At 48.6% G+C, this 12,383-nt stretch carries 12 protein-coding genes; 4 read left to right on the top strand and 8 right to left on the bottom strand.

Features of this window, described 5'->3' with window-relative positions:
• Positions 1-31: 31 nt before the first annotated feature.
• Genes KNP03_RS02785 through KNP03_RS02805 form a run of 5 tightly spaced genes read right to left on the bottom strand, consistent with a single transcriptional unit; the run spans position 32 to position 3,004 of the window.
• On the bottom strand, positions 32-1,216 hold the full coding sequence (locus tag KNP03_RS02785; RefSeq protein ID WP_214824972.1) for an aminotransferase: 1,185 nt from the start codon (positions 1,214-1,216) through the stop codon (positions 32-34).
• The gene (locus tag KNP03_RS02790; protein ID WP_214824974.1) at positions 1,213-1,707 is read right to left on the bottom strand and encodes an Lrp/AsnC family transcriptional regulator; all 495 of its coding nucleotides are present in this window, start codon (positions 1,705-1,707) and stop codon (positions 1,213-1,215) included. Before KNP03_RS02790 ends, KNP03_RS02785 begins: the two co-directional genes overlap by 4 nt.
• Positions 1,686-2,510 carry a glycosyltransferase family 2 protein gene (locus KNP03_RS02795; protein ID WP_214824976.1) on the bottom strand — a complete coding sequence of 275 codons (825 nt, stop codon included), beginning with the start codon at positions 2,508-2,510 and terminating at the stop codon, positions 1,686-1,688. The genes KNP03_RS02790 and KNP03_RS02795 overlap by 22 nt, the downstream gene beginning before the upstream one ends.
• On the bottom strand, positions 2,507-2,755 hold the full coding sequence (locus KNP03_RS02800; RefSeq protein ID WP_214824978.1) for a NifU N-terminal domain-containing protein: 249 nt from the start codon (positions 2,753-2,755) through the stop codon (positions 2,507-2,509). Before KNP03_RS02800 ends, KNP03_RS02795 begins: the two co-directional genes overlap by 4 nt.
• A 15-nt stretch (positions 2,756-2,770) precedes the next feature.
• Positions 2,771-3,004: a DUF1871 family protein gene (locus KNP03_RS02805; protein WP_214824980.1), complete on the bottom strand. Its 234-nt coding sequence runs from the start codon at positions 3,002-3,004 to the stop codon at positions 2,771-2,773.
• Between the two features lie 520 nt (positions 3,005-3,524).
• Between KNP03_RS02805 and KNP03_RS02810 the strand changes: the two genes are divergently transcribed.
• The 3 genes from KNP03_RS02810 to KNP03_RS02820 are packed head-to-tail and all read left to right on the top strand — an operon-like array spanning position 3,525 to position 7,327.
• Positions 3,525-5,792: a ribonucleoside-diphosphate reductase subunit alpha gene (locus KNP03_RS02810; RefSeq protein ID WP_276313789.1), complete on the top strand. Its 2,268-nt coding sequence runs from the start codon at positions 3,525-3,527 to the stop codon at positions 5,790-5,792.
• A gap of 31 nt (positions 5,793-5,823) precedes the next feature.
• A complete protein-coding gene (locus KNP03_RS02815) occupies positions 5,824-6,330 on the top strand; it encodes a flavodoxin domain-containing protein (RefSeq protein WP_214824983.1) in 507 nt (168 codons plus the stop codon).
• Complete coding sequence (locus KNP03_RS02820; RefSeq protein ID WP_214824986.1) at positions 6,287-7,327, top strand: ribonucleotide-diphosphate reductase subunit beta; 1,041 nt, start codon at positions 6,287-6,289, stop codon at positions 7,325-7,327. Before KNP03_RS02815 ends, KNP03_RS02820 begins: the two co-directional genes overlap by 44 nt.
• An 89-nt stretch (positions 7,328-7,416) precedes the next feature.
• Here KNP03_RS02820 and KNP03_RS02825 read toward each other — a convergent pair whose 3' ends face one another.
• Positions 7,417-9,522 carry an N-acetylmuramoyl-L-alanine amidase gene (locus KNP03_RS02825; protein WP_214824989.1) on the bottom strand — a complete coding sequence of 702 codons (2,106 nt, stop codon included), beginning with the start codon at positions 9,520-9,522 and terminating at the stop codon, positions 7,417-7,419.
• A gap of 129 nt (positions 9,523-9,651) precedes the next feature.
• The gene (locus tag KNP03_RS02830) at positions 9,652-10,440 is read right to left on the bottom strand and encodes a MazG nucleotide pyrophosphohydrolase domain-containing protein (RefSeq protein ID WP_214824992.1); all 789 of its coding nucleotides are present in this window, start codon (positions 10,438-10,440) and stop codon (positions 9,652-9,654) included.
• An 85-nt stretch (positions 10,441-10,525) separates the two neighbouring features.
• On the opposite strand from KNP03_RS02830, the gene ytvI reads away from it, so the two are divergent.
• The gene (gene ytvI, locus KNP03_RS02835; protein WP_214824994.1) at positions 10,526-11,659 is read left to right on the top strand and encodes a sporulation integral membrane protein YtvI; all 1,134 of its coding nucleotides are present in this window, start codon (positions 10,526-10,528) and stop codon (positions 11,657-11,659) included.
• Between the two features lie 5 nt (positions 11,660-11,664).
• Here the strand turns inward: ytvI and KNP03_RS02840 are convergent, their stop codons facing one another.
• Positions 11,665-12,324 carry a DUF429 domain-containing protein gene (locus KNP03_RS02840; protein ID WP_214824997.1) on the bottom strand — a complete coding sequence of 220 codons (660 nt, stop codon included), beginning with the start codon at positions 12,322-12,324 and terminating at the stop codon, positions 11,665-11,667.
• Between the last annotated feature and the right edge of the window lie 59 nt (positions 12,325-12,383).

Consider the following 12,383-nt stretch of genomic DNA (forward strand, 5'->3'; position numbering starts at 1 on the left):
TTTACTATTCCAATAAAACGCCAAAAGACTCTCATTGCTGAGAGTCTTTTACTGTCGTCACTTCAAATTGTTTCATGAAGCGATCGATTCGGCGAATCGCTTCTTGTAACTGTTCGATGGAGGTCGCATAGCTGGCCCGAACGAAGCCTTCCCCACTCTCACCGAACGCATTTCCCGGGACGACGGCCACCCGTTCTTCAAGCAACAGGCGTTCCGCAAACTCCTCACTCGTCAGTCCGGTATGCCGGATCGACGGGAATGCATAAAACGCTCCACCCGGAACGTGCGTCGGTAGTCCTGCATCGTTCAGCGCTTGGATGAAGTAGTTCCGACGTTGCCGGTAACTCTTCACCATTTTCGGAACGTGTTGCTGACGCGTCTTCAACGCCTCGAGCCCGCCAAACTGCACGAGTGTCGGTGCACACATCATGCCATATTGATGGACCTTCAGCATTTCCCGCGTCACGACTTCCGGAGCACACGTGAATCCGAGACGCCACCCTGTCATCGCGAACGCTTTAGAGAAACCGTTAATGACAATCGTCCGGTCTCGCATATCATGTAACGTCGCAAAACTGACGAACGGTTCGTCATAACAGAGCTCCGCGTAGATCTCATCACTGACGACCCATAAATCATGCTTTGTGGCGAGTTCTGCGATTTCTGATAGCTCTTCTCCTGTCATCGTGGCTCCCGTCGGGTTGGAAGGGAAGCAGAGCAGGATGGCTTTTGTCCGTTCCGTGATGGCCGCCTCTACGTCCTCACGTTTCAAGCGGAATCCCGACTCGGCGCGGCAGGCGACCGGCACCACTTTCCCTCCTGCCATTTCGATTAAAGGACCGTACGAGACAAAGGCCGGCTCCACGACAACGACCTCGTCCCCAGGGTTCAACAAGGAACGAAAGGCAATGTCCAGTGCTTGTGAGGCGCCTGTCGTCACAATCACCTCGGTCGTCGGATCATACGAAACTTGGAACTGTTCCTTCATATAATTAGAAATTTCATGACGAAGTTCGATGAGCCCGGCATTCGCGCTATAGGCGGTGTATCCTTCCTCAAGAGCAGCATAGCTGGCTTCCCGAACATTCCATGGCGTGATGAAATCCGGTTCTCCCACCCCGAGAGAGACGACGTTTTCCATCGTTTGCGCCAAATCAAAGAAGCGGCGAATACCCGAAGGCTTCATTGAAACGACTTGATTGGATAATGATTTCATGGCGTGATATTCAATCGTTTATCTTCGGTTTGCGGGGTGAACAGGATGCCATCATGCTTATACGTCTTCAATTTGAAGTGCGTCGTCGTCGACAGGACCGAATCAAGCGGCGACAACTTGTCCGAGACGAACGATGCGACATCTTGAAGTGAATTTGCCCGAATGACCACCTGCAAATCGTATGCGCCGGACATGAGATAAAGCGCCGTCACTTCAGGGAACCGGTAAATCCGCTCCGCCACATCATCAAATCCACGTCCACGCTTCGGCGTGACTTTGACATCGATAAACGCGGTCACGTCATGGCGATTGATTTTTTGCCAGTTGACCATCGCCCGGAAACCGAGCAAAATGCCGTCTGCCTTGAACTTTTCGAGCATTCCTTCGACCGTCTTTTCGTCGACTCCCAACATGTTAGCCAACAATCTGGTCTCCAAATACCCTTTCTCCTCCAAAATCTCCAATAGTTCTAGTTCTTGTGATGAGTACATGATCCATCTCCTTCCGTTCTTCCGGGAAAGTCTCCCGTGAACGTTCTCTCTGTCTCTCTTCTATAGCCTCGCCGTTCAGCCTGGACGATATGAAAGTTCTTCATTTCCATATTCTCCAGTCCATGCTTCAAACAAAATCGTTCAAAGTAACGGCGTCTCGTATCATCCTGTTTTGCCGATAAGTTATCGTGTCCATTGAAAGCATAGAGCACAGTGGCCCGTGCAGGATGGGCGATTTCAAACTGCTTCATGACTCTGAGAAAGAAATCCCAGTCCCAGTAGTTATATACGTCTTCATCAAACGGTCCGATTGCATCGTGGATCGACTTCCGATACATCGTGCCGGAAGGGATGAAGGTCGAGTCTTGCCTGAATCGTTCGACATCGAATGCATAGGCGAACGGCTCCCAGTCTGTGACGACACGACGGCCATCTTGCCAGTTGAACCGAAACAATTCCGCATCGGTATAGACGAGATCTGCCGTTTCGAGGTCGCGTAGTCCTTCTTCGATGTGACCCGGCATCAACAGGTCATCGTCATCTAACAATAAAATGATGTCCCCTTTTGCCTCAGCGACTCCCAGGTTTCTTGCCCGCACGTGATGATTTTCTTTCAATTCAATCAATCGGACGTTCAATTGATTCAAAAAAGGCGCCAAAAGATGTTGTTTTGGCGGCCCTTCATTATTGATGATCAAAACCTCAAACTGTTTGAACGTCTGGACCGTCAAACTTTCAAGCAGTTCCGTTAATTCTGCCTCACGTGAATGGGCGGGAATCACGATGGTGACCATGGGTGTCATGCGCGATACGCTGTCTCGACGTGTGGGAGAATCGCTTCCCAGCTCACGTCTCCTTCTTTCGAGACGGTAACGAAATCACCGTAGGCGAAGACGCTCTCGACGCCTTCGATCTCAACGAGTTTTGCGAGGAGCGGCTGGTCTGTCGATTCGCCCGCTTTCACACTTTGACTTTTATCGCCGAACACATTTTCAGGTAATGTGATCTTCATGGCATTTGGGTTTGGTGTCGGATCAATTCGTAACATAGGATAGTTCCTCCTTTATAGTTGGCAAGACGACGATGACTTCAGTAAGGCAACCGCCATCTTGTGTGTTTCTTGTTCATTTGGACAATCGCCGAACGAATCGAGAAGCGTCTGTCGAATCAAATGATGAAGCTGGTCCACAGAGTCCGTATAGGTAAGCGCGAGCAGGATGTCGTCGAACTCTGGTCCATATGAACCGCACCCGTATCCGAGTGGGTCCCATGCTAATAATAAATCTTCTGTACGCACTTTTAAAACCCTTCTTTTTTCAATAGATTTTCGTCCTTACACCCCAATCTACCTCACTTTTACCAGAGATACCAGACTTGACAATCTGTCCATCGCTTTCTTTCTTCATGAAGCACTATATATAGTATTTCAGCCGATGCAGGAATTTTTGGGCTGAAGGACAAATAATAGGGGAATCAAAATGAAAATTTTACGTCCCACCTACTCTCCGATCGAACCACCACTCAAAATCTTTTTAAGAAAAAAGGATATTCCGTTTGCGTAATTGTTTTTTTTCATCTCAAATTTTGTCTCAAATCGGCTCACGAAGCCCTTTTAGAGCAAAAGAAAAATCTCACGTCATCGTTTCGCGAAAGTCAAGCATTGAAAAACTAAATATGGGTGATTTATGATTAAAAAGAGATAAAAACGTCAATATATAGTTAAAGGGAAAATACTTTTCAAACTGTATATTTCGTCTATATTGAGAATCTACATTATATTTTGATAATGTCCACATCTACAAAAGGAGTGATCGATTTTGACATCCCCTATCCAACACGAGACGATGTTACCTGCGTCACCAACGCTAGCTGACGTCACGTCTCTTATTCAATCCATCCAGACGAGATATCCTCATTTAAGTGTCAAACGCTACGAAGAGCGGGCAATCCGTGCGCTTGAGTCAAAAACACTGACACAAGATGTAGTATATGACCTTTTGACGATGCACGCCCTCGATATGCTGAAGGCGGAAGAACCGGACTGGACGTTCGTCGCAACGGAGATGTATTTAAATCGACTCTACTTGGAGGCTGCACGTAACCGAGGCTACGAGGCTTCAATGCGATACGGCAACCTTTATTCACTGATCAATACGTTGACGGAAAAACGAATCTTCACACCGGCCCTGCTCGAAACTTATTCGAAAGAGGAAATCGACCATCTTGAAACGTTAATCGACCCTTCAAGAGACCGCCTGTTCACGTATATCGGTCTCCGTACTTTGTCTGACCGTTATCTCGGGCGTGACCACGTGAAGAACTTGTACGAGCTCCCTCAAGAACGCTTCATGGTCATCGCCATGACGCTCATGCAAAAAGAAAATGCTAAAACACGTGTCAAACTGGTTGAAGAAGCGTATTGGGCGCTCTCGAACTTATATATGACGGTCGCGACTCCGACTCTATCGAACGCAGGTAAGTCTTACGGCCAGCTCAGCTCATGTTTCATCGACACGGTAGACGATTCGCTCCGGGGAATTTACGACTCGAATACAGATGTGGCGACCTTATCAAAAGGTGGCGGCGGAATTGGCGTCTACCTTGGCAAAATTCGCTCTCGCGGCAGCGACATCAAAGGATTCAAAGGAGTCTCCAGCGGAGCGCTTCCATGGATGAAGCAGCTGAACAACACGGCCGTCTCGGTTGACCAGCTCGGTATGCGTCAAGGATCGATTGCCGTCTATCTAGACATTTGGCACAAAGATATCTTCGAATTCCTCGATGCGAAATTGAACAACGGGGACGAACGACTCCGTACCCATGACTTGTTCACAGGCGTTTGTCTTCCGGATTTATTCATGCGCACGGTCGAAGAACGCGGGGAATGGCACTTGTTCGATCCACACGAAATCCGGACGGTAATGGGCTTCAGCCTGGAAGATTTCTATGACGAGACAGAGAATGGCGGATCGTTCACAGAAAAATACATGCAATGTGTCAATACACCGGAGCTGTCTCGTGTGACGGTTCCAGCCATCGATCTTGTCAAACGCTACATGCGTTCACAACTCGAGACCGGGACACCTTACATGTTCTTCCGCGACGCCGTGAACCGTGCCAACCCGAATAAACATGCCGGCATGATTTATAGTTCAAATCTCTGTTCGGAGATTGCTCAAAACATGTCCGCTACGACGATTGAAGAAGAATATACACAGGACGGGAAAATCGTCATCACGAAAACACCTGGCGATTTCGTCGTCTGTAACTTGAGTTCGATCGCACTCGCCCGGGCGGTGAAGTCAGACGTGCTCGAACGACTCATCCCAATCCAAATGCGGATGCTTGATAATGTCATCGACTTAAACACGATTGAAGTCCCGCAAGCGATGATCACCAATCAAAAGTATCGCGCTGTCGGACTTGGAACATTTGGCTGGCACCACCTCCTCGCCCTCGAAGGCATCCGTTGGGAGTCCGTGGACGCAGTTCAATACGCTGAGAAATTGTATGAAAAAATCGCCTACTTGACGATTCAAGCCTCGATGGAACTGGCGAAAGAAAAAGGGGCCTTCGGCGTATTCGAAGGATCGGAGTGGCATACAGGTGAATACTTCACGCGCCGTAACTACCGCTCGCACGACGAATTGGACTGGGATGGCCTCGCGGCTGAAGTTCATCGCCATGGTGTTCGCAACGCCTATATGATGGCTGTCGCCCCGAACTCTTCCACGGCGATCATCGCCGGCAGTACCGCTTCCATCGATCCGGTTTATAAAAAAGTTTACTCGGAAGAGAAGAAAAACTATAAGATTCCGGTCACTGTACCTGACCTCACACCGGAAACGAACTGGTTCTATAAATCCGCCTTTGAAGTCGATCAACTTTGGAGCATCCGTCAAAATGCCGCCCGCCAACGTCACATCGACCAGGCAATCAGCTTCAACCTTTACGTGAAAAACGATGTGAAAGCGACCGAATTGCTCTCGATGCACTTAGAAGCATGGTCGCTCGGGATGAAGTCAATCTATTACACCCGTTCGACAACAGTCGAAGTCGATGAATGTGAGTCTTGTGCCTCATAACGATTTGAAATGAAGAAAGGTGGTTAGACCGATGAACATTGCGATTGTGTACAGTTCGATGAGCGGAAATACCGAAGAGGTCGCCTCGCTCGTCGAGACCACACACCGGCATCGAGGAGATCAGGTCAGTCGTTTCGAAGCAGACCGGATCGGACCGCGTGAAGCTTCTGCGCTTGCGTCATTCGACCTCGTTTACTTCGGTTCTTATACTTGGGCGGACGGCGTATTGCCTGACGAGATGAAGGATACGTTCCGTCTCATATTAAAAGAGCTGAACGTGCCGATTCGTCAGGCGGCCGTCTTCGGAACAGGCGACAAAATGTTCGTCCACTTCTGCCGTGCCGTCGACGAGATGGCCTACCACCTTTCAAGGTACGGGGTTCCACTTGCGGGGGAGCTGCTCAAAATCGAACAGTCACCGCGTAACCAACCGTTCAATGTCCGTCATTGGGCAGAACGGATGGCTCATCATGTAGAAGAAGGAGTTCATCACTATGTCGATTCAAAAAATCAAACTATTGTCGCCCAAACATCCTAACCGGGCGACTGCCATCATCGGTGGCGAAACGAGTTCCATCGTCAATTGGAATGACATCGCCTACCCTCAGTTTTATACGATCTACAAGCAATTGCTTTCGAACTTTTGGATTCCGGATGAGATCTCGATGTCGAAAGACATGCAACAATGGCCGCAACTGACAGAACGGGAGCAGGATGCATTCAAACGCATCATCGGTCTGTTATCGATTCTCGATTCGGTACAAACCCGCTACATTTTGGAGTCTTCGATGTTTTCATCCGACGCATCGGTCCATGCCGTCCTCGCTGTCATCGCCCAGCAAGAGGTCGTGCATAATCAATCATACAGCTATGTATTATCGAGCCTTGTCCCGCTTTCTGAACAAAACCGTATCTTCGATATCGCAAAAGACGATGACATGGTCATGAAACGTAACCAGTTCATTTTGGACCTATACGAGGCTTTCCGCGCCGAGCCAAATGCCGAGAACTTCGCGAAGTCGCTCGTCGCGTCGGTCATTCTGGAAGGAATCAACTTCTACTCAGGATTCGCCTACTTCTACAATCTCGCCCGTCATCAGAAAATGGTCGGAACGTCGACGATGATCAGTTACATTCAACGGGATGAGATGCAACACTCGTACTTCATCAGTCAATTGCTCCGGGCTGTCCTGACAGAGAATCCGAAAATCGATGCGGACGGTCAATTCAGCCAATTCGTCTACGACACGATGGCACAAGCGGTCGACCTTGAGATTGAATGGTGTGAATATGTTCTCCGCGACCTCGATGGACTCGATGTGAGCGAGATGCGTGACTACGTCAAATACTTGGCGAACAAACGGTTACGCGTAATCGGTCTTAATGATTTGTATGAAGGATTTGACGAAGACGTCATGCCTTGGATCCGCGCCTATTCCGATGATTCTCTCAACGCGACGAAATCAGATTTCTTCGAACAAAAATCACGTTCCTACGCAAAAGTAACCGATGCGAACGGGTTTGATGATTTGTAATACCCAGGACGAACCGATGAACCGGTTCGTCTTTTTCTTCACGAAAAAAAGTCTTAGACGGACCATTCGGCCATCTAAGACTTTTTGTGTTAATAATAGGTTCTCACGTATTGCGCGATCCCTTCTGCTACTCCTTCTGCCATTCTTTGTCGTGAAGCGGCACTCTGTAGATACGTCAAGTCGGTCGGTGAGGAGATAAAACCGAGTTCGACCAGCGCTGACGGCATCGTATTGTAGCGAATCACGTAATAGTTCGCCGTCTTCACACCACGGTTTGACATCGCAGACATCTTGCCGGACAAATTGCTCTGAATGTTTGAAGCAAGGACGCGACTTCTTGCGCTATGTGCCGAATAGGATGAATAGTACGTTTCGAGCCCTTTTGCGGCAGACGTTCCGGCAGCATTGACATGGATACTGACAAACAAGTCACCACGCAACGTCTTCGCCGCCTGAACACGCTCATTGAGGGTCAAATAGATATCTGTCGAACGTGTTAATCTGACTTCATAGTTATACTTCGACCGGAGATACGCCTCTGCACGTCTCGTTACATCGAAGGCGATCGTCTTCTCATACAGCGAACCGTTTACAGCTCCGGGATCTTTTCCACCATGTCCCGCATCAAGGACGATGACCGTGTCCGCTGACGGACTAGGTTTCGATGTCGTCACGTAATCTGCAGAGATATAGGCATCTCGACCATTATATTTGAATTTATAAAAGCCGTTGACCGTTCCATAATGTTCGACTTCCGTCCCATGGTCCAGGCGACCTAACACATTTGAATTCAAGCTTGCACTCGAACGGACGTTCAACACATCTCCCGGGGTATTCGTATACACTTTCCCTTTCGACAACGCCGGGGCTGCCCCTTCCGTTAACCAGGATGTTGCAGTGTAATACGTCTCCGTACCAATATATACTTTCGACCAGCTTGAATTGTAGTTACTGTACGTGACTTTCGTATATTTCGGAAGGACACGTAACACAGGTGATCGTTGGTGCGTCTTACCGAACAAGTTGACCGTCCGGTTCGCGTATCCTTCAACCTTCACCACTTCCGGCTGAGAAGACGTCGGTGGTTCAACCGGTGTTTTCTCTGATGAAATCCAAGCTGTCGGGGTGAAGTACGTCTGGTCCCCGATATAGACGACTGACCAGCTCGTGTTAAATTTGCTTGATTCGATTGCCGTGTTCATCGGTAACACTTTTTGTACCGGCGAACGCTGGCTTCGCTCTGAGAACAGTTTTAGATCACGATTAGCATAACCAGACTGTTTTTCGACAGTCGGTTCAGGTTTCCCCGGTGTAATGCCCCATGTCGGTGTGAAATATGTTTCATTTCCAAGATACACGACCGACCAGCTCGTGTTATATATACTCGAAACGACCGCCGTGTTGCGCGGCAGTACTTTTTGCACTGCTGAACGTTGGCTTCGCTGCGAGAACAGTTTTAGATCACGGTTGGCATACCCGTCTTGTTTGATGACTTCCGACTTCGGCGTCCCTTCGGTGATGCCACGTGTGGGTGCGTAGTATGTTTCACTTCCAATATACACGACCGACCAACTCGTATTGTATACACTCGAGACGACCGCCGTGTTGCGCGGCAGTACTTTTTGCACCGCTGAACGTTGGCTTCGCTGCGAGAACAGTTTTAATTCACGGTTAGCATAGCCGTTTTGCTTCTCGACAGTCGATTCGGTACGTTTTGGCGTAATATACGCCTTTGCTGCATAGTACGTCTTCCCGTCTAATACAACAGTTGCCCATGAAGAGTTATACTCCGCATAGCTGACTTCAGTACCTTTTTTCAAAGTCGTCACGATTGTCGCATTCCGATGCGCAGACACCCGGATATTAAGGTTCACGGTCGTGACCCCTGTCGCCAGTGTCGACTGCTTCGTCATCGCGCTCGAAGCGGTTGAACGTTTACGGATATACTGAGCGGACGCATAATATGTACGATTGTTCCAATACACCTTGTGCCACGATTTACTGAACGTACCGTATTTCACTTTTGTTCCTCTTGGCAACGTGGTGATCACAGTTCCTTTCGTACTTGGCAGAGAACGGATGTTCAAATTGACAGTCGTCTCTCCATCATACGTAGCCGCTTCAACTTGAGGGAGTTGCATCCCAAAAAGGAGAACCGATAAGATGAGGGCAACCTTTAATAACTTCATATTCATCTAAAATATTCCTTTCTTCTGGCGGCATTCCCTACATAACAACAACTTAATCGTAGCATATTGCTTTTTTAAAAAAAGTAAATATTTGAAAATCAGACGAACGATTTTCATAAAAAAGGTAAATACCGTTCAAGGGCGAAGACGAATCACGAAAAACACTTGATTGTCGTATGTCTCCCTCTCCACAATGAACGAATCCGGGACTGGAAACGCTTCGTTTAAATCACCGTCAAAGAGGAGTCCATCCTTCGGTTGTTGAATGACAAAACCGTCAAGCCGCTCAATCGGCGCCAATTTTAAGAAACGTTCGAAGTGACGTTCTCGCTTTATATATCGGTCGATTTTCTCAAAAGGTTTAACTTCCACACCGCCCCAATAACGACCCGTTTTGTAGTGTAAATAGTTGCGAACCGAAGGCTCGGTGATTGGATCTGGAGTCTGGTCGAATCGTCCGAAGTCCCGCGATGATTTTTCTTCGATCAACGGGTAGAGTGCCGCGAACAAATCAAAGCCAAACCTGTCCCCAATCGCCATCACGGCAGACTGTACACCTTCAAGATGCGATTGAAGTGAATTATTAATCTTGTTTGGTTTTAACGCCTTGTCGCCTTCATAGGCGTTCAAAATTCTCCCCACTTCCCCTGCCTCCTCGACAAGGCGGAAATAAAGGAGTGGGACTGAGTCGGTTCCATTAAGTTGATTGGGATGCTGTAACGGGATGGCATATTGATTGGCCAGACATGTGGAAATCACGATGACATCCAGCAGTTCTTCTTTCAATTGTTCCTCTTGACCACGTCTGAGGGCAGCCCCGACTTCCCCGACTTCTTCTAATAGACGCGCTAATCCTGATAGCGGACGCCAATATCCCCCCAAATGAAGAATCATTCGATCAATACGCTGTTGAATCTCTTTCATTTTCTCCCACCTATCTTTCTGCCTTATTTACCAACCGCATGGTATACTATGCTCAATCAAGTTGTCCGGAAAGGGTTGGTCCCTCATGTCTTCTACAAAGTTATGGCAATTGTTACGATTCGTCCTCGTCGTAACCGGTTTGATCTTGATCACATGGCTACTCAATGTACTCTTCCAATATACGTATCCTTTCGTCCTCGCCCTACTGTTATCCTTGGTGACCGTTCCACTCGTCAACCTCTTTGAACGTAAATTGAACATGCCGCGCGCACTCGGGACCATCGTTTCCCTGCTGATTGTCTTAAGCGCCGTCGTCGGTGTCATCGTTCTTGTCATCATCCAGCTCATTCATTATGCTACGATTGCGGCAGAGCGACTGCCCGAACAAATCAAGACGTTTACCGAATACATCCAACGCTTGTTCAATGATAAGATTGCCCCGCTCCTCAACGACGCCTATGAAAGCTACCAGCAACTGAATCCCGGTCAGACGACTTCATTAGAAGGCGGGATCACAGAGCTCGGCGTCCAACTCGCTGCTGCGATTGGTGTCTTATCTCGAGGTGTTGCCAGTACGCTGCAGAGCATGCTCGCCGCCTTGCCGCTCGTGCTCTTGCTCGTCATCGTCATCGTCCTCGCCTGGTTTTTCATCACGAAAGATTGGCCGAGCTATATCGAATCACTCAATCGTATGAATAAACGGACCGGCTACAAGGAATTTGAGGAAGTCATGATCAACCTCCGTTCAGCATTATTCGGATATGTACGGGCACAGGTCATTTTAATTTCCATGACGTTCGGAATTGTCTTAATCGGCTTGCTCATCCTACGGATCGACAACCCGCTCTCTGTCGCCTTGTTGGCTGCTTTCTTTGATCTATTACCGTATCTCGGCGTCGGAACACTGCTCATCCCTTGGGCCGCCTTTGCTGCCGTTTCCGGAGATTGGTACGTCACTATCGGATTGATTATCCTGTATATCATCGTAATCGTGCAGCGAAACTTCGCTGAACCTAAAATCGTCGGATCCCATATCGGTTTGAACCCGCTCGCCGCCTTGATTGCCATCTTCGTCGGACTCAAACTTTTCGGGGTCCTCGGCTTCATCGTCGGCCCGGTTTTAGCCGTCCTCATTAAAGCATTATACAATGCCAAGGTCTTTCATTACATGTGGCGATTCATCGTCGGCAACCCTCATACGACAGTAAAAGAGCGATGAATGATTCATCGCTCTTTTACGTCAGGCATGGCCACGACAGGTGTATCTGTTGACGGTTCAGGGTGCAACGCGAGCCCTGACGTTCCTGCCTCATAGGCAGCGACAGCCAAAATGCACGCATCGATTATATCGTCCACTTGAACGTTCGACATCTTCCACTTCCACGGGGAACTGTTCGAATAGCGGCGAAGCAATGCGATTCGCTCATCCTGCCCCTCCTTCGTCTTTTTACTATTTTGCGCTTCCTGGCCTGTCATGACCGCGAAGCACACTTCAGGATGTGACTCGTAGACGTCCTCTGCCGTGATTCGTTGAAATTCGCGAATGCGCGGCGTCAAATTCCATGCCTGCTTACTAATTCCTTTCCCGGTCAACTCTCTGCTTTTTTCATTTGCAGCCTCATATGTCGATTCAGCTAACACCTCTTGAATCGGAGGGGTAAAAACGGACGCTTTCCGTCCTGAAAGTTGCGCACGCATCCACGCGTCGCACTCCCGGTTCGGTTGATTCACCGTTCCTAAATCTTTTGGCATGTCGACGAAATGCATCGCGCCATCAATCAATAAGTCTTCCAATGTCTCTGAGATGGTTAAACAGAGCGAGATGCTATCGTACGTGATTCGTACCCAGCCCCCACCTGCGCCATCAATTCCTACTCCTACCACGGTGTACCTCCTGTAAAATCATCAACACGCCAAAGACGGCGAAAAACACTGTACTGCCC

It is taken from the genome of Exiguobacterium algae (genome assembly GCF_018617875.1).
Classification (GTDB): Bacteria; Bacillota; Bacilli; order Exiguobacteriales; family Exiguobacteriaceae; genus Exiguobacterium; species Exiguobacterium algae.

What these genes read in the sequence shown, in the direction of transcription:
- KNP03_RS02785 (WP_214824972.1), bottom strand. Translation starts at nt 1,216, where the DNA reads ATGAAATCATTATCCAATCAAGTCGTTTCAATGAAGCCTTCGGGTATT.
- KNP03_RS02790 (WP_214824974.1), bottom strand. Translation starts at nt 1,707, where the DNA reads ATGTACTCATCACAAGAACTAGAACTATTGGAGATTTTGGAGGAGAAA.
- KNP03_RS02795 (WP_214824976.1), bottom strand. Translation starts at nt 2,510, where the DNA reads ATGACACCCATGGTCACCATCGTGATTCCCGCCCATTCACGTGAGGCA.
- KNP03_RS02800 (WP_214824978.1), bottom strand. Translation starts at nt 2,755, where the DNA reads ATGTTACGAATTGATCCGACACCAAACCCAAATGCCATGAAGATCACA.
- KNP03_RS02815 (WP_214824983.1), top strand. Translation starts at nt 5,824, where the DNA reads ATGAACATTGCGATTGTGTACAGTTCGATGAGCGGAAATACCGAAGAG.
- KNP03_RS02820 (WP_214824986.1), top strand. Translation starts at nt 6,287, where the DNA reads ATGTCGATTCAAAAAATCAAACTATTGTCGCCCAAACATCCTAACCGG.
- KNP03_RS02825 (WP_214824989.1), bottom strand. Translation starts at nt 9,522, where the DNA reads ATGAATATGAAGTTATTAAAGGTTGCCCTCATCTTATCGGTTCTCCTT.
- KNP03_RS02830 (WP_214824992.1), bottom strand. Translation starts at nt 10,440, where the DNA reads ATGAAAGAGATTCAACAGCGTATTGATCGAATGATTCTTCATTTGGGG.
- ytvI (WP_214824994.1), top strand. Translation starts at nt 10,526, where the DNA reads ATGTCTTCTACAAAGTTATGGCAATTGTTACGATTCGTCCTCGTCGTA.